A 17,047-nucleotide genomic window follows, 5' to 3' on the forward strand; every position below is an offset into this window, starting at 1 on the left:
TTTGGTTAGTTTAAAGTGTTTATTGCCAATCCAAAAGATAAAATGAGCCTGGATATATTTTATCTTTCAAATTATTTAACAAATCTATAACACTGGGAATTATCAAATCGATAATATTATATCATTTAATGATAATATTTTTACTGTAATCGATTTAAAAAACATATATGAAAATAAAATCATATAAATTTTGAATTATTCGCAATGACAATCCTCAAAAACAACCTAAAACATGCATAAAAACTAACGAAAAGTCAAAAATCAAACGTTTTCGTTAAAAATAATATTTATTGATGACAAAAAAGTATCAATTAAAGAATACGTTTCAAACCAGAGAAATCTTCTCTATATTGGCTAGGAGTACAATTTTTAGTCGCTTTGAAACTGCGATTAAAATTGGCAATATTATTAAACCCCGATTTAAAAGCCACTTCAGAAACACTCATATCTTTCTCAACCAGCCAACGCGCGGCGTAACCAATTCGAATATCATTTATATAATTGACAAAAGTTTTTCCGGTACGCTTTTTTATAAATCGGTTAAAAGAAATAATCGACATACTCGCCACATTTGCCACATCTTCTAAAGTGATTTTTTCAGCGAAATGTTTTTGCACATATTCGTAAACTAATTTCATTTTGTCATAATCATCGAAAGTATCATAGTCAACTGTATAAGTAGAAAGCAAACGCTGATTTCTAGAATTTGCCAAATCATATAATAAAGAAGTAATTTCCAAAAAATAATCCATACCATCCAATTTCGAGAGCCTAACAAGCCTTGGCGTTAATTCTTCGGCTGTTTTTTTAGAAAAAAGAATTCCGTGAATAGACCTATTAAACATATCTCGAATCGGATTCATGATTCGTCTAGACAATAAAGATTCGTGAAACAAATCATTATGAAACTGAATTGTTATTTCGTGAATTTTTTTACTCGTGCATTTATTTAGCTCCCAACCGTGATATAAATTTGGACCAATCAAAACCAATTCGACATTGTCGATTTCTTCAATATTATCTCCAACAACTCGCTTAACACCTTTTCCATTTAAAATAAAATTAATCTCAAATTCTGGATGATAATGAACCGGAAAATCGAAACTATCTTTTACGCGATCAAAAACCAAAAAGCTATCACTTGGTGCAAGCGGCGCAATTTCTCTATAAAAATTCTTTGTAGTACCCATCTTAAAAACTATTTTCAGGAAATCAATATTCTTTTTTTTGACTGCAATAATATGATATATAATTGATAAAATAATATTAATTACACGATATTCATCCGTTTATCTTTGAAAAATCAAATTATCATTTCTTTAAAAAGAACATTAATAATAAACATTAATCATTTTTAATTAAATAACTTTTTATAGTTTTAATAATTTTAACAAGCTAACGCTAACTATTTTTTGAATAAAAAAACGAAATGCTTTTAAAACTATAATCAACTGTATATTTTGCTTCTGGCAGCAATCAAAAAAACTATTTTCTAATGAAAAACCATTTTATAACCCTTCTGACAACAGCATTTTTAAGTACTTCTTGCTTATCTCAAACAAATTCAAGTAATACTAATTTGTCACTTTCAGACAAAAAAGCAACAACAGAAACGAAAGCACTTTATCAAAAACTAAATATCTTATCTCAAAAAGGTTTTCTTTTCGGGCATCAGGATGATTTAGCATATGGAGTTAAATGGAAATATGAAGCAGGAAGAAGCGATGTAAAAGAAACAGCCGGAGATTATCCTGCGGTTTACGGTTGGGACATTGCTGGTTTAGAAAAAGATAATGTTAATAATATAGACGGAGTTCCATTCGAAAAAATGAAACAATATATTATTGAAGCAAATTCAAGAGGCGGAATTTCAACTATTAGCTGGCATTTTGACAATCCTGCAACAGGAAAAGATGCCTGGAATAATGTTCCGAATTCTTTAAAAACCATTCTGCCTGGCGGCGAAAATCATAAAAAATTCACTTCTTGGCTAGATAAAGCCTCCGTTTTTTTTCTTTCTTTAAAAGATAAAAACGGAAAAAACATTCCGATTCTTTTCAGACCTTTTCATGAACTTACTGGAGGATGGTTTTGGTGGGGAAAAGGAAATTGCACACCAGAAGAATTTAAAACAGCTTGGAAATTTACTGTCGATTATTTACATAAAAAAGGAGTTCACAACTTAATTTACGTATATAACACTGGCGGTTTTGCAAATGAATCAGATTTCTTAACCAATTATCCTGGAGATAATTATGCTGATGTTTTAAGTTTTGACAGTTATCAAAACAATAACGATCCGAATGGAGAAAAGTTTATTCGTGAAGTTCAGAATCAGTTTAAAATATTGAATGAAATCAATTCAAAAAAACATAAATTAATTGCTTTGGCTGAAGCTGGTTATGAAGCGGTTCCAGATCCGAAATGGTGGACAGGAACTTTGTTAAAAGCAATTGGAGATTACAAAATTTCTTATGTGCTTATATGGAGAAATCATGGCTGGCAGGAAAAAGAACAAAAAATGCATTATTACGCACCGTTTAGCGGACAAGTAAGCGAAAAAGATTTTAAAGATTTTTATAATCTTGATCAAACTATCTTTGAAAAAGACATTCCAAAAAAGTTAAAATAATTGCCTCAAATTTAAATCTCAATCATTAAAAAAATTCTAATGCACGATAAAATTAGTTTAAAAGAAAAAGTTGGTTACGGTCTTGGAGACGCTGCTTCCTCAATGTTTTGGAAAATTTTTAGCATGTATCTGCTATTTTTCTATACCGATGTTTTCGGATTGGCGCCTGCCGTAGTAGGAACTATGTTTTTAATTACCAGAATCTGGGATTCATGCTTTGATCCAATTGTCGGGATTCTAGCCGACAGAACCAAAAGCAAATGGGGAAAATTCAGACCATATTTACTTTGGGTTGCGATACCTTTTGCTGTGATTGGAGTTTTAACTTTTTACACACCAGATTTTGACGAAAAAGGAAAAATCATTTACGCTTACGTGACTTATTCTCTAATGATGATGATTTATTCTTTAATCAATGTTCCGTACGCATCACTTTTAGGCGTAATGTCTTCTGATAGAAAAGAACGAAATACACTTTCTTCTTATCGTATGGTTTTTGCTTTCGGCGGAAGTCTTTTAGCGCTTTGGTTAATTGAACCTTTAGTAAATTATTTCGGTGGAAATCTCAATTCTAAAACGGGCTGGTTGGCTACAATTGCCGTTTTCGGATTAATTACAACTGCATTTTTCTGGGCTTGTTTTGCATTCACAAAAGAAAGAATCAAACCCATTGCAGATGAACAAAATAATCTAAAAGAAGATTTAAAAGATCTTCTAAAAAATAAACCTTGGTGGATTTTGCTTGGCGCAGGAATTGGCGCTTTAGTTTTTAATTCAATCCGCGATGGTGCAGCAGTTTATTACTTTAAATATTATGTAAGCAGTTCTGTAAACTTCGATTTTTCGCTTTTCGGAACCGATTTTCATATGACACCGACTTCTATTTATTTAGTTTTAGGTCAAGCTGCAAATATAATCGGAGTAATCGCTGCAACACCAATTGCAAATAAAATCGGTAAAAAGAAAACCTTTTTTGGCGCTATGGCACTGGCAGCAATTCTAAGTTTAGTTTTCTATTTATTTGGAAAAGAAGACATTGTCTTAATTCTAAGTTTTCAGGTTTTAATTAGTATTTGTGCGGGCTGCATTTTCCCTTTAATCTGGTCTATGTATGCAGATAGCGCCGATTATTCAGAATGGAAAGAAGGACGTAGAGCAACAGGTTTAGTTTTCTCAGCTTCCTCTATGTCACAAAAATTTGGATGGACAATCGGAGGCGCTGGAGCTGGATGGCTTTTAGGTTATTATGGCTTTCAAGCCAATGTTGAACAAACTGCAACAGCGCAAAACGGAATTCAATTAATGCTAAGTATTCTTCCAGCAATTGCAGCAGCAATTTCGGTGGCATTTATTTTATTCTACCCTTTATCAGAAGAAAAATTACAGATTATAGAACAGGATTTAAACGAAAAGAGAAATCAAAATCACTAAAAAACACAGACAAAGAAATCAAATCATATGACAACAATAACCTCTTCAGCTACTTTTCAAGAAAGAAAATCGGCATTAGAAAAACAACATAAAACACTAATCGAACAAAAAAACGAACCGCAAGAAATTATCGGAAACGGAATTTACGAACGTTATAAAAATCCTGTTGTTACAGCGGCTCATATTCCGTTAAATTGGCGTTTTGATTTTAATGAAAATACAAATCCATTTTTGCAGGAAAGAATCGGAATCAATGCTGCTTTTAACGCTGGAGCAATGAAATGGAACGGAAAATATCTAATGGCGGTTCGTGTTGAAGGAATCGACAGAAAATCATTTTTCGCTATTGCGGAAAGTCCAAACGGAATTGACAATTTCAAATTTTGGGATAAACCTTGCGTTATTCCACAAACAGAAGAACCTGATACAAACGTTTACGATATGCGTCTTGTACATCACGAAGACGGATTTGTTTACGGAATTTTCTGTACCGAAAGAAAAGATCCAAACGCACCAAAAGGCGACACAAGTTCGGCTGTAGCCAATGCAGGAATTGTTCGTTCTAAAGATTTAGTAAATTGGGAAAGACTCCCTGATTTGATTTCAAATACGGGGCAACAGAGAAATGTAGTCTTACATCCAGAATTTATAAACGGAAAATACGCTTTGTATACGCGTCCGCAAGACGGATTTATTGATGTTGGATCTGGCGGCGGAATTGGTTTAGGTTATGTCGACGACATGAAAAACCCAGTTGTAAAAGAGGAAAAAATCATTTTCGGAAAACAATATCATACGATTTACGAATTAAAAAATGGTCTAGGCCCTGCTCCAATTAAAACTTCAAAAGGTTGGTTACATTTAGCGCACGGCGTTCGAAATACTGCCGCAGGATTACGCTACACATTATACATGTTTATGACCGATTTAAATGATATTGCAAAAGTAACGCACGTTCCAGCCGGACATTTTATGGGACCAGAAGGAATTGAAAGAGTTGGTGACGTTTCTAACGTTTTATTCTCAAACGGATGGATTGAAGACGAAGATGGAACTGTTTACGTTTATTACGCTTCTTCAGATACAAGAATGCATGTTGCTGTTTCATCTGTAGAAAAATTGGTTGATTATGTAACAAATGCTCCAGCAGATACATTTACTTCTGCAGGTTCTGTACAAACAATCATTAATCAAATCGAAAAAAATAACGCAATTTAAAATACCGTGTCACTACAAAGAAAGCTTTTAAAATCTGAGTTAACCGCAGAACTGAATTCCATTTTAAACTATTGGTCAGAACGAACTATAGATAATCAAAATGATGGTTTTGTGGGTCAAATCGATTTTAATGATCATAAAATTGCCAATGCAGAAAAAGGTTCGGTGTTAAATGCCCGAATTCTTTGGACGTTTTCTGCCAGTTATCAAACCACAAAAAACGAAAACCACAAAAATCTGGCAAAAAGAGCATTTGAATATCTAGCTGAAAATTTTTATGACACACAATTTGGAGGTCTTTTTTGGAGTATTAATGAGGATAAAACTCCAAAAGACACCAAAAACCAAATTTACGCTCTAGCATTTGCCATCTACGGATTATCTGAATATTATGTAATTTCTAAAGATGAAAAAGCTTTAGAAATAGCTAAAAATTTACATTCAAAAATTCAAGAACATAGTTACGATAAAGTAAATAAAGGTTATTTTGAAGCTTTTACAAGAGATTGGCAGCCTATTGAAGATTTACGTTTAAGTGCAAAAGACGCCAACGAAAAGAAAACGATGAATACGCATCTTCATATTATTGAAGGTTATGTGAATTTATATAAAGTGTGGAAAGACGAAAAATTGCTTCACGACATTGTTGAATTATTAGAAACCATCGAAAAACATTTCATCAATACAGAAACTGGTCATTTGCATTTGTTTTTTGATGAAAATTGGGTAGAAAAACCAGATGTGATTTCCTACGGTCATGATATCGAAGCCGCTTGGCTTTTACAGCAATGTGCCGAAATTTCAGGAAACGAAACTTTGATTGCCAATTATAAAAAACACGCTATTCAAATTGCCGAAGCTACAAAAGAAGGTTTAGATAGCGATGGCGGTCTATGGTATGAATTTGATCCCGAGAAAAACGAAATGATTCCAGAAAAACATTGGTGGCCACAAGCCGAAGCTTTAATTGGTTTTTACAACGCTTATCAGTTGACTGGAAAAGAAGAATATTTGGATATCGTTTATAAAATCTGGAAATTCACAAAAAAATACATGATTGACCAGCAAAACGGCGAATGGTATTGGGGAGTTTACAGCGATTATTCTATAATGAAAAAAGATAAAGCTGGATTCTGGAAATGCCCATATCACAATGGCCGAGCTTGTCTGGAACTTATTGCCCGAATTCAAGATTAACCTACGCAAGTTTTAATCCTAACATTTCATTATCATGAAACAGCTTTTACTTTTTAGTTTGTTATTTCTTTCTACAATAACAAACGCTCAAATGAATCTCATCAAAAACTCTGGCTTTGAAAGAGATTTGATTAATTGGACTGGTCAGGAAAATGCTGCAATTTCATCATACGATAAAAAAACAGGAAGAAGCTGCGCCTTAATTAATCAATATACGGGAGCAGAATGGAGAGCTTTAGATCAAATTATTTTAATTCCAAAAAACAGTTACGCCATAGAATGCAGTGCTTGGATGAAAACCGATCAAGTCGAAACTCAGAAAGAAGAATATAAAGCGGCTGCAATAATTATAGAATTTATCAACGCAGCCGATAAACCAATAAGCTCAGAAACCATCGGAACAGCTAAAAAAACCACCGATTGGACCAACTACAAAAAAGTTGTAAAAATACCTGCAAATGCAAAAAAAATCAGAATTATGCTTGCGTTGGCACAAACAAACGGAACTGTTTTTTTTGATGATGTAAATGTGATAGCGCTTGGTGAAGAAGAATATGCCAAACTAAGTCCCGAAACAAAATAGCCAAAATGAAAAAACATCTTTTAAAAATAATATATCTGAGTTTAGCGGTTCTAATAGCAACTAGCTGTTCATCAGACAAAGATACTACGGACGAAATTATCGTAGATCCTCCAATGCAAGACGATCCTTTGACGACTTCAAACGCCGCCTCTTATATGGTTGATGCAAGCGCTACAAAAGAAACAGTCGCACTTTTTTATAATTTAAAAAGACTCGCAAAAACCAAAACCGCAATTGGACAGCAAGATGCATTTAATAGTTTTTATCAAAATGCAGGCGGAGATTCCGACATCAAAAAAAATACAGGTTTTGATCCAGCTGTTTTAGGTTCAGATTTTATGTTTATAACAGATAAAAATAATAACGGACAATCTAATAACTGGTTTTATCAGCAAGAACAAAAAATTACTGCCGATGTTAAAGCCGCTTACGCGAAAGGAATAATCAATACCTTTTCTTGGCATTTAAGAGAACCTAATAAAGAAGATTCTTTCTATGCCGCTGATATGACTGCTGAACAAAAATCGACAGCTTTTAGAAGTATTCTGCCAGGCGGATCGAATAATGAATGGTACAAAAAGAAATTAGATAAAGTAGCCAGCGTAATTTCGAATTTAAAAGGTTCTAATGGCGAATTGATTCCCGTAATTTTCAGACCTTTTCATGAATTTGATGGAAGCTGGTTTTGGTGGGGCGCAGATTTTTGTACTCCAGATGAATACAAAAAAGCGTATCAATTTACAGTTGATTATCTAAAAAACACAAAAGGAGTTCACAACATTTTATATGCCTTTTCTCCCGATAATTCATACACAACAGAAACCAATTATTTAAGTCGTTATCCAGGCGATAAATATGTCGATATTATCGGAATGGACAATTACGGAGATTTCAATAATCAAGGGCAAACAGGTTCTGATAGAGCCAATTCTAAATTAAAAATTCTTTCAGATTACGCTAAAGCGAAAGTAAAAATCGCCGCCTTAACCGAAACTGGATATCAAGTTACAAGTACAACTCCAGCTATTTCAGATTGGTTTTCGACTTTTATGTACAGCGCATTAACCAAAAATGATATTCAGATAAGTTATGTGATGTTTTGGAATAATACGAAAGATGGATATTATGTTCCAAATGGAACGGTTTCCAATGCTTTAGACTTTAAAACGTATGCAACAAAAACGAAATCGGCTTTAGTGAATTCGTTGCCGAAAATGTATGAAATGCCGAAATAACACAATATATGTCATTGCGAGGAACGAAGCAACCACACTAACAGTAGGATTTGTTGATAAATACTAAGTGAGATTGCTTCGTTCCTCGCAATGACTAATCAAAAAAAAATTATGAAAAACAGATTTTTTAAAACCCTTTCGATTGCCTTACTTTTCACGACAATTTTTGTTCAGGCACAAGAAAAAATCACTGTAAAAGGAAATCAATTTTACAAAGGCGATAAACCTTACGCTTACATCGGAACCAATTATTGGTACGGAAGTATGCTAGCTTCAAAAAAAATAGGAGATCGTAAAAGGCTTTTGCGCGAATTGGATTTAATGCAGAAAAACGGAATCGATAATTTACGCATTCTTGTTGGTGCTGACGGCGGGAAATATGATTTTACAGTTCGTCCAGCTTTGCAATATGAGCAAGGAAAATACGACGAAGATTTACTGGATGGTTTAGATTTTTTAATCAACGAAATGAGCAAACGTAAAATGTATGCCGTTTTATACTTAACCAATAACTGGGAATGGTCTGGCGGAATGTCGCAATATTTAGAATGGAATGGAAAAGGTCCGGTTCCGGTTCCTGCGATTCCACCAAATACTTGGCCACAATTTATGTCGTATACAGAACAATTTCATAGTTGCGAACCTTGTATGGAAGCCTTAAACAAGCATGTGAAATTTATTATTGGAAGAACAAACGCTTATTCTAAAAAGAAATACAACGAAGATAACACGATTATGGCTTGGCAAGTTGGAAATGAACCAAGAACTTTTACGCCAGAAAACGAAGTAAAATTCACAAAATGGTTAAATAATATTGTGGATTTAATTGACAGCTTAGACAAAAATCATTTGGTTTCTACAGGTTCTGAAGGAAAAAATAGTTCGAACGACAGCATGGAAATCTTCGAAAGAACACATCAAAATCCAAATATTGATTATTTAACGATGCATATTTGGCCTAAAAACTGGAATTGGTTTAAAGCAGACAATGCAGAAGCTACAATGCCTAAAACCATCGAAAACGCTGGAAAATATATTGACGATCATATCAAAGTAGCAAACAATTTAAAAAGACCGATTATTATTGAAGAGTTCGGGCTTCCGAGAGAAAATGAAAATCTGAATGCTGGAGCTTCTTCAATCTATAGAGATAAATTTTACAGCTATATTTTTGGAAGAGTTGTAGAAAGCCATAAAAATGGAGGTCCGTTGCAGGCAGCAAATTTCTGGGGATATGGTGGCGAAGGAAAAGCAATTCATCCAGATGGAAAGTGGAATCCTGGAGAACCTTTAACAACAGATCCACCGCAAGAACCGCAAGGTTTAAATTCGGTTTTTAATGGAGATAAATCGACATTAGAAATCGTTAAGAAATACAATTCAGAATTGAATAAAAAATAAACTAATTTTCTTTCACCATGTAAGTGATATAAGTTCACTTAATAAGTTTGCTTTTAAGCTTTTTACTAAAATGCACTTATATCATTTATATGGTTTAAAACTATCTATATGAAAAATACATTTATTCTTTTTTGTTTTTTATTTCTGAACATCTCTTTTTCACAAAAGAAACAAGACTTTATTCTGAAATCTCCCGACGGAAAAATCGAAGTTAAAGTTGCTGTAAATGATAAAATCTCTTGGACAATTTCACATGAAAACGATGTTATTTTAGCTCCATCAGAAATGTCCTTGACTTTGGATGAAAATATTGTTTTAGGAAAAAATCCTGTTGTTTTAAATTCAAAAAAAGAAACGGTAAATAATTCTTTTGAAACGTCTTTATACAAAAAGAAATCGGTTCAAAATAATTATAACCAATTGACTTTAAATTTTAAAAATGATTTCAGCATAGAATATCGCGTTTTTAACGATGGCGCTGCATATCGTTTTATAACTAAAAAGAAAAAAGATATTACGGTTAAAAATGAAGAAGTTGTATTGAATTTCGATAAAGATTACAACACTTTGATGCCATATGTTCGAGATTTAAGAAATCCGAAAGATCAATTTATTTCTTCATTTGAATCGCATTATGAAAACAAGAAAATAAGCGAATTCTCTAAAGATACTTTAGCATTTCTTCCTTTTTTAATTGATTATAAAAACCATAAAAAAGCCGTTTTTCTGGAAGTAAATCTTGAAGATTATCCTGGATTATTTGTCACAAATAATAATGAAAAATCTGGATTTGAATCTCGTTTTTCTAAATATCCATTAAAAGAAACCAACGGAGGTTTTAATTTTCTAAATAAATTAATTACAGAAAGAGCCGATTATTTAGTTAAAACAAAAGGAACAAGAACTTTTCCGTGGAGAGCGATTGTCATTTCTGAAAATGATTATGCTTTAGCCAATAATGATATGGTTCAGAAATTAGCAGAACCTTCAAAAATAAAAGATGTTTCATGGATAAAACCAGGAAAAGTGGCTTGGGATTGGTGGAACGACTGGAATATTTACAATGTAGATTTTAAAGCAGGAATCAATACACAGACTTATAAATATTATATTGATTTCGCGTCTAAAAATAAGGTTGAATATGTGGTTTTGGATGAAGGTTGGAGCGTTGAAACCGACATTATGAAACACAATCCGAATGTAGATTTGGAAGATTTGATTGCGTACGCGAAAGAAAGAAACGTTGGAATTATTTTGTGGGCTTCTTGGATGGCTTTGAATGAAAATATTGACGGCGTTTTTGATAATTATGCAAAATTGGGAGTAAAAGGTTTTAAAGTTGATTTTATTGATCGCGACGATGCGAAAATGGTAAATTCTGTTTATGATATTGCGCAAAAAGCGGCAAATCATAAATTGATCATTGATTTTCATGGAATGTACAAACCAACTGGAATTCAGAGAACTTTCCCTAATATTTTAAATTTTGAAGGCGTAAAAGGTCTTGAAAACAATAAATGGACACCAAATGATGATGTTCCGCTTTACGATACAACGATTCCATTTATCAGAATGATGGCTGGGCCAATGGATTATACGCCTGGCGCGATGCGAAATGCTACAAAAAGCGAATTCAAACCAAGTCATTCGACACCAATGAGTCAAGGAACGAGATGTCATCAATTGGCACTTTACACGATTTTTGAAGCGCCTTTACAAATGATGGCAGACAGCCCAACTGCTTTTATGAAAGAACAGGAAAGCACCGATTTTATCGCTAAAGTTCCAACTACTTTTGATGAAACTGTTGCTCTTGATGGAGAAGTTGGAAAATATGTTTTAATCGCTAGAAAAAAAGGAAATACTTGGTATTTAGGCGCAATAACAAATTGGGATTCAAGAGATATTACCATTGATTTTTCTTTCCTTGAAAAAGGCAAAAAATTCCAAGCCGAAATTTTTTCAGATGGAATAAACGCAAACAAAGCGGCAACTGATTATAAAAAAGAAATTATTAGCGTTGATTCGACAACTAAATTAAAATATCATTTAGCAAGTGGTGGTGGTTTGGCGATGATTATTAAATAAAAAAAAAGAGAACAATTACACTTGTTCTCCTCTTTTTATTTTAGTTGATAATGAAGTGTAAAACGTTTATTATTTATTTCTAAATAGAACTTCGAATAATCAAAATCCCAAATTCTTCCCTGCCACTCATCATTTTTTATTTGTAAAGTATCATTTTCAGAATAACTTTTGAGATTATACAAATCTCGGCCAAGTGCCCTCACTATTCTATTTGTAATAAGTTCCATTTCTTCAAATGAAGAAAAATTAGAATAATTTTCATATTCTTTATAAAAAGCAAAAATAGGATTTTCATTTTCTACTTTAATAATTTGCATTTCATTAAAATAATCAAAATACGAATCATTTAAACGAAAAAACGTCTGCCCTTCAAAAGAAGTTGACTCCGAAAAATTAATATTATTCTCTAAATTTCTCAATCTATTCATAAAATCTTCAAATTCTAATTCACCATTACAACCAATTTTATTAAGATTATTAAAAAACTCATTTGCATGCAAGACCTTAGTATTTATATTTAATAAATTGTAAAGTGCTTTTGCTTTAAATAAGAGCTGTTCGTCATCTGAAACTAAATATTCACAGTGGGCGGCATAATATGCATGCTGAGCATCATTCTGAAAACTAGAAAAAACTACTTTTTTGTTTTTTTCTTTATCAATTCCTAAAAGATTTAAACATGTATATGCAGTAATAAAAAAATTGTATTGATCTCTGTTCTCTTTTTTCTTAAAGCTACTTAGAGCATTTTCAACAAATTCAATAAATGTTGATTTTAGTTTTGTGTTTTCTAATTGTTTATCAAATTCAATATTCTGAATATCTATTTCAAAATTTGAAAAATTCAAACTCTCAATTGTGTAATTTCTTAATTCTCTCCATAATTTTACATCTGTATTTAAATTATCAAATGTTTTTACAAGCTTTTCTAAGTATTCAAGAATAGAATTTGTTCCATTTGGAGAAATAATATCTACCGCAGAATCTTTCGTTTGAAAGTTTAAGTCTTCCATTCCTAAAGATTTAATTGGAAAAGTAAGGAATATTTTTAATAATTCTTTAGCCTTGTCAATTTCAGGAGTCGAGTTATCTTTTGGAAAAGCGTCATCAATAATATCATGGAAATTTATATCCGAAAAATTGAAATTTGTTAGACTTTCAAAAGCTTTTGTAGGAGAAACTATTTGGACATTGACATATTTTCTATCTGGTTGAAGATTTAAAAAATTTTGATCTACTAAATTTTCCATAAAAATTAGATCATCAAACTTTTTATCAGTCTTATCCCTAGATAAATCAGCTAGATGTGCATAAGAATAGTAAAACATAAAATTATTTATGACATCAAATGTCATCTCTAACAAATCAGGATTCTGTTTTAAGTACCTAAAAACATTACTATCAAGATAAACGCGCTTCATTATTCAGAAAAACAGATTACTTGTCTAAACCAAAATACTCTCAATCGCATTTAATTCATCATGCGAAAAATTAGTATTTTGAAGACAATCAATATTATTGCACAATTGTTTTACCGAGCTCGCGCCAATTAAAACAGATGTAATTCGTTTGTCTTTTTGCAACCAAGCTAAAGCCATTTGTGCCAAAGACTGATTTCTATTTTGAGCAATTTCATTTAGTTGAATTAATTTCTGAATTCTTTCCTGTGTAACCTCATCTTCTTTCAAATGTCCGTTTGGATTATGCGCTCTAGAATTTTCTGGAATTCCCTTTAAATATTTATCCGTTAAAAGTCCTTGCGCTAAAGGCGAAAACGCAATACAACCAACTCCTTTTTCTTCTAAAACATCTAACAAACCATTTTCTACCCAACGCTCTAACATTGAATATTTCGCTTGATGAATCAAACATGGCGTTCCCAATTGTTTTAAAACATCAACCGCAACGCGAGTCTGTTCAGCAGAATAATTACTGATTCCAACATACAAAGCTTTTCCGCTTCTTACGGCGTGATCTAAAGCCATCATGGTTTCTTCAATTGGCGTTTCGGGATCTGGACGATGCGAGTAAAAAATATCTACATAATCAACATTCATTCGTTTCAAACTCTGATCTAAACTCGAAAGTAGGTATTTTCTAGATCCCCAATCTCCATAAGGTCCTTTCCACATGGTATAACCTGCTTTTGTAGAAATTACGATTTCATCGCGCAGATCTCCCTGAAAATTATGCCATAATATTTTACCGAAATTCTCTTCAGCAGAACCTGGAACTGGCCCATAATTATTCGCTAAATCAAAGTGTGTAATTCCTTTATCAAAAGCTTCAATGGCAATACTTTCTGCATTTTCGAAATTATCAACCGAACCGAAGTTATGCCATAATCCTAAAGAAATTTCTGGAAGCAGCAATCCGCTTTTTCCGCATCTGTTATATTTCATTTTTTTAATTTAAAGTTGGAGTTTTTAATAGATTTTAAAGGTAGAAAAATATCAAAAGATATTAATTTAAAAGTTATGCTTTTTTTAATCTCGCAAAGTCGCAGAGTCGCAAAGTTTCTTTTGAATAGCCCCTAGCTGAAGCTAGGGGAATTAGATTTGAATAAGAAAGGGCTTTAGCCAAACCTACAAAGTTTGGATAAAGCCCTTTCAATTGTGTTTATATTTTCATCCAGCTAAAGCTGGACGCTATTCAATCTTATTTTTAAAAACTAAACTTTGCGGCTCTGCGCCTTTGCGAGATTAAAACTTTTAGTCTTTAATTTCAAAACCACTCTGCAAACCTTTATCAGAGCTTCCTCCAACCATGATTTTAAAAGTTCCCGGTTCTACTAAATAAGTTCCTTCGTTGTTATAAAAACCAAGTTCCTTATCTGTCAAAGTAAAGTTTACAGTCTTCGTTTCTCCTTTTTTCAGGTTCACCAATTCAAAACCTTTCAATTCTTTTATCGGACGAACGATGCTTGCATATTCATCATGAATGTATAATTGCACAACTTCTTTTCCATCGTAATTGCCAGAGTTTGTAACCTCAACACTTACTTGAACATTTTCTCCTTTTGCAAAAGCAGTTTTATTTACTTTCAGGTTTTTATAATCGAATTTCGTGTAACTCAAACCAAAACCAAACGGAAATTGAGGCGTTTTCTCCACATCCATATAATGCGACCAGAAAACATTTTTATCGCTATCAATTGGTCTTCCTGTACTGTATTTGTTATAATAAATTGGAACTTGCCCAACATTTCTAGGAAACGACATTGGTAGTTTTCCACTTGGGTTATAATCTCCGTATAAAACCTGCGCAACCGCATTTCCGGTCTGAGTTCCTAAATGCCAAGCTTCTACAATTGCTGGAACATTCTCTGCTGCCCACGGAATACTCAACGGACGTCCGTTATTCAGAACTAAAACTACATTTGGATTTACTTTATAAATTTCCTCTAATAATTCTTGTTGTAAACCTGGCAAATTCAAATCTGTTCTGCTTCTTCCCTCGCCACTTTGGAAACCATATTCGCCTAAAACCATTACGACAACATCGGCATTTTTCGCAGCTGATTTTGCCGCTTCAAATCCGCTTTTGTCTGTTGTGTTGAAAACTGTTTCCGTTAAGAAAGTTGCTTTTTGTTTCAATAAATCAACACCTTTTTCAAAAGTCAACTTATTGTCTTTGTATTGCTGCATTCCTTCTAAAACTGAAACCGCAGTATCATCAGACGCAGCAATTCTCCAACTTCCCAACGGACTGTTTTTATCATTTGCCAAAGCTCCAATTAAAGCGATTTTCTGTCCAGATTTCTTTAGCGGAAGCAAATTCTTTTCATTCTTCAATAAAACGATCGATTTCTTCGCCATATCTAGAACGCCCTCATTATTGGCTTTACTTCCAACCACTTCTTTTTCGCGTTTTTCATCGCAATATCTATATGGATCATCAAATAATCCTAATTCAAATTTCACTCGTAAAATTCTGCGGACAGCATCATCAACCAATGATTCTTTTACTTTTCCAGATTTTACCAAATCAACCAATTTTGCAACGTATAGATATGATTCCATATCCATATCAGAACCCGCAATTACTGCTTTTGCAGTTGCATCAGCTTCGTCTTTTGCATAACCGTGCGCAATCATTTCGCGAATCGAAGCGTAATCTGAAATTACAAATCCATCAAATTTCCATTTTCCTTTTAAAATATCTCTTTGTAAAAAGGCATTTCCAGTTGCAGGAACACCATTCAAGGTATTAAACGAATTCATAAACGTACGGACTCCTGCGTCAACAGTCGCTTTAAAAGGAGGTAAAACCGAGTTATACAATTTAGAATTACTGATATCTACAATATTATATTCCAAACCCGCTTCAACATAACCATACGCAGCAAAGTGTTTTGCACAAGCCGCAATCGTATTTACTTTAGCCAAATCTGCAACCGTTTCTCCCTGAAAACCTTTTACTCTGGCGTACCCAACTTTACTTCCTAAATAAGGATCTTCCCCCGCACCTTCCATCACACGTCCCCAACGCGCATCATTTGCAACGTCAACATTTGGTCCAAAAGTCCAGTTGATTCCAGATGCCGAAGCTTCATCAGCCGCAATTGCCGCCGATTTCTTAATCGCTTCCAAATCCCAACTTGCTGCTTCTGCCAACGGAATCGGGCTTAACGTTTTATAACCATGAATTACGTCAAAACCAATAATCAACGGAATTCCCAAACGGGTTTCCTCAACAGCAATTTTCTGAACGGCGCGAACTTCTTTTACTCCACGAACCGTCAGCATCGATCCGACTAATCCTTTTCTTAAATGTTCGTATTTTAATTCTGCCGATCCGCCTTTTGGCGCTGGTCCTGTAACGTCCCAAAAACCATTATATTGATTCATCTGCCCTACTTTTTCTTCCAACGTCATTAACGGCAAAAGCAAATCAATTCTTTGCTCAACGGTTTTATTCTTATCCAGATACGGCTTTTTTTGTGCATTCATATTTCCAACAGTAAACAGAGCGAAAACTCCAATAATTAGTATTTTTTTATTTTTCATATTTGTGGTTTAGTTAGTTTTTTTCTTTAAAGTTGCTATCCCGAGGCTTCGGGACTAAGATGCTGAGATCCTAAGTTTCTTTTTTTTGGCGTGTCCCTCCGGGCCGGGCTATCCGTTTCAAGTCCTCGCACTTCCTTCGTCAGGCTGTGGGCTTTCCACTTCTATCCCTCACGCGAAAGGTTTCAAAAGAGCGTTTTTGGTTTCTTATTTTTTGACTCACAGTTTTGTCATTCCGAGGAACGAGGAATCTTCG

Annotated in this window: 12 protein-coding genes; 8 read left to right on the forward strand and 4 right to left on the reverse strand. The window is 33.5% G+C overall.

Going from position 1 to position 17,047, the window contains the following annotated elements:
- Positions 1-311: 311 nt before the first annotated feature.
- The gene (locus NYQ10_RS22005; protein WP_276172497.1) at positions 312-1,190 is read right to left on the reverse strand and encodes an AraC family transcriptional regulator; all 879 of its coding nucleotides are present in this window, start codon (positions 1,188-1,190) and stop codon (positions 312-314) included.
- 305 nt (positions 1,191-1,495) lie between these two features.
- On the opposite strand from NYQ10_RS22005, the gene NYQ10_RS22010 reads away from it, so the two are divergent.
- The 8 genes from NYQ10_RS22010 (at position 1,496) to NYQ10_RS22045 (ending at position 11,785) form a co-directional block, all read left to right on the forward strand.
- Positions 1,496-2,632: a glycoside hydrolase family 26 protein gene (locus NYQ10_RS22010; protein WP_289878267.1), complete on the forward strand. Its 1,137-nt coding sequence runs from the start codon at positions 1,496-1,498 to the stop codon at positions 2,630-2,632.
- Between the two features lie 39 nt (positions 2,633-2,671).
- Positions 2,672-4,063 (forward strand): MFS transporter, encoded by a 1,392-nt coding sequence (locus NYQ10_RS22015; RefSeq protein WP_289878268.1) that lies wholly within the window; start codon positions 2,672-2,674, stop codon positions 4,061-4,063.
- A gap of 27 nt (positions 4,064-4,090) precedes the next feature.
- Complete coding sequence (locus tag NYQ10_RS22020; RefSeq protein ID WP_289878269.1) at positions 4,091-5,281, forward strand: glycoside hydrolase family 130 protein; 1,191 nt, start codon at positions 4,091-4,093, stop codon at positions 5,279-5,281.
- A gap of 6 nt (positions 5,282-5,287) precedes the next feature.
- Entirely contained in the window at positions 5,288-6,478 is a 1,191-nt protein-coding gene (locus NYQ10_RS22025; RefSeq protein WP_289878270.1) for an AGE family epimerase/isomerase, read from the forward strand.
- A gap of 34 nt (positions 6,479-6,512) precedes the next feature.
- Complete coding sequence (locus NYQ10_RS22030; RefSeq protein ID WP_289878271.1) at positions 6,513-7,061, forward strand: carbohydrate binding domain-containing protein; 549 nt, start codon at positions 6,513-6,515, stop codon at positions 7,059-7,061.
- A 5-nt stretch (positions 7,062-7,066) separates the two neighbouring features.
- Positions 7,067-8,296 (forward strand): glycoside hydrolase family 26 protein, encoded by a 1,230-nt coding sequence (locus NYQ10_RS22035; protein ID WP_289878272.1) that lies wholly within the window; start codon positions 7,067-7,069, stop codon positions 8,294-8,296.
- 111 nt (positions 8,297-8,407) lie between these two features.
- Positions 8,408-9,697 (forward strand): glycoside hydrolase 5 family protein, encoded by a 1,290-nt coding sequence (locus NYQ10_RS22040; RefSeq protein ID WP_289878273.1) that lies wholly within the window; start codon positions 8,408-8,410, stop codon positions 9,695-9,697.
- 108 nt (positions 9,698-9,805) lie between these two features.
- A complete protein-coding gene (locus tag NYQ10_RS22045) occupies positions 9,806-11,785 on the forward strand; it encodes a glycoside hydrolase family 97 protein (RefSeq protein WP_289878274.1) in 1,980 nt (659 codons plus the stop codon).
- A gap of 35 nt (positions 11,786-11,820) precedes the next feature.
- On the opposite strand, the gene NYQ10_RS22050 is transcribed toward NYQ10_RS22045, so the two are convergent.
- From NYQ10_RS22050 to bglX, 3 genes are all read right to left on the reverse strand, one after another.
- On the reverse strand, positions 11,821-13,206 hold the full coding sequence (locus NYQ10_RS22050; protein ID WP_289878275.1) for a hypothetical protein: 1,386 nt from the start codon (positions 13,204-13,206) through the stop codon (positions 11,821-11,823).
- A 24-nt stretch (positions 13,207-13,230) separates the two neighbouring features.
- Positions 13,231-14,187, reverse strand: a complete 957-nt coding sequence (gene mgrA / locus NYQ10_RS22055; protein WP_289878276.1) for an L-glyceraldehyde 3-phosphate reductase — start codon at positions 14,185-14,187, stop codon at positions 13,231-13,233.
- A gap of 309 nt (positions 14,188-14,496) precedes the next feature.
- The gene (gene bglX, locus NYQ10_RS22060; RefSeq protein WP_289878277.1) at positions 14,497-16,794 is read right to left on the reverse strand and encodes a beta-glucosidase BglX; all 2,298 of its coding nucleotides are present in this window, start codon (positions 16,792-16,794) and stop codon (positions 14,497-14,499) included.
- Positions 16,795-17,047 lie beyond the last annotated feature (253 nt).

Origin of the sequence: Flavobacterium johnsoniae (assembly GCF_030388325.1) — a bacterium.
Taxonomy (GTDB): Bacteria; Bacteroidota; Bacteroidia; order Flavobacteriales; family Flavobacteriaceae; genus Flavobacterium; species Flavobacterium johnsoniae_C.